The 1,506-nt window shown below is 77.8% G+C and carries 1 protein-coding gene and 1 pseudogene; both read left to right on the plus strand.

Going from position 1 to position 1,506, the window contains the following annotated elements:
• Positions 1-231: pseudogene (locus tag AB0G02_RS39690) on the plus strand (precorrin-6y C5,15-methyltransferase (decarboxylating) subunit CbiE); the annotation flags it as partial.
• On the plus strand, positions 228-1,506 hold a 1,279-nt coding region (locus AB0G02_RS39695; RefSeq protein WP_360805539.1), incomplete at its 3' end, for a cobalamin biosynthesis protein. The pseudogene AB0G02_RS39690 and the gene AB0G02_RS39695, both read left to right, overlap by 4 nt.

Below are 1,506 nucleotides of genomic sequence, written 5' to 3' on the forward strand. Positions count from 1 at the left end.
GTGTTCGTCGGCGGCGGTGGCGCGGACGGGGTGCGGCGGTGCGTGCGGTCGGGCGCCCGGCGGGTCGTGGTGGCGACCCCGGACCTGGACCGCGTCCTGCCCGCGCGGGACGCGCTGCTGGAGGCCGGGTACGAGGTCGAGGGCAGTCAGCTGGCCGCGGCACGGCTGACCGGCGGGACGTTGCTGGCCACCAACCCGGTGACCGTGGTGTGGGGGAGGAAGAAGGCGTGATCGGTGTGTTCGCCGCCGGTGAGCGCGGGCGGCGGGCCGCGGTCGAGCTGGCCGGGTTCCTCGGTCCGGACGCGGTGGTGCCGGACGGGCCGGTCGGGCCCGCGTTGCGCGCGTTGTGGCCGCGGCTGGGGTCGGCGGTGTTCTTCCTCGGCACGGAGGCGACGGTGCGGCTGGTCGCGCCGCTGCTGCGCGACGAGCGCGCCGACCCGGGCGTGGTGTGCGTGGACGGCGGGTTCGCCGTGGCGCTGCTGGGCGGCGCGGACGCGTTGGCGGAACGGGTGGCCGACGTGCTCGGCGCGCAGGCCGTGACCACGTCGGCGTCGGTCGACTCGCCGCTGGACGAGCTGGTGGAGCTGCTGGACGCCACGGTCGAGGGCGACCTGGCCGGGTGCGGCGAGGCGGTGCGGTCCGGCGAGCCGGTGGTGCTGGCCAACCCGCTCGGCTTCCCGTTGCCCGCGCTGCCCGACAACGTGGTGGCCTCACCGGCGACCCCGACCCCCGCAGCGCGCTCGCACGGGACGGCGTGGACCGTGCTGGTGGACGACCGGGTGCCCAAGGGGCCCCTGCACGACCGCGTGGTGCGGGTCGTGCCGCGCACGCTGGTCGTGGGCGTCGGGTCGAGCACGGGGGTGGCCGCGTCGGCGGTGTCGGCGGCGCTGGCTCGGTTGGAGGAGGACCGCGGGCTGGACCTGCGCGCCGTGCGGGCGTTCGCCACGCTGGACCGCAAGGTGGCCGAGCAGGGCATCGCGGACGCGGTGGAGGACTGGGGCTTCTGGCACGACTCGACCACCGCGCCGCTGCTGGCCTACCCGGGCGAGGAGCTGGCGGTGATCCCGGTGCCGAACCCGGCGGAGCTGGCCATCGGCATCCCGAGCGTGGCCGAGGCGGCGGCGTTGCGCGGCGCGGTGGAGCTGTCCGGCGGCGGGCGGGTGGAGATCGCGGCGGAGAAGGTCAAGGGCACCGGCGTGACCGTGGCCGCCGCGCGGGGGCTGCCGCGCGGCCGGCTGGCGCTGGTGGGCCTCGGCCCGGGGGATGCCCCCGAGCCCCCGCCGCGGGCCGGGGCCGAGCTGCGGCGGGCGTCGGTCGTGGTGGGCAGCGCCGAGTGCGTGGAGCAGGTGCGGCACCTGCTGCGGCCCGGCACGCGGGTGCGGCCGGACGGCGCCGTGCGGCTGGCCGAGGCGGGCGCGGCGGTGGCGTTCGTGGAGGCGGGTGCGGGACCGGTTGTTTCCGGGCCGATTCACGCGGATGTCATCCGTGTGACGGGTGTCACTCGTC

This window comes from Actinosynnema sp. NPDC023658 (genome assembly GCF_040639995.1).
Lineage (GTDB): Bacteria > Actinomycetota > Actinomycetes > Mycobacteriales > Pseudonocardiaceae > Actinosynnema.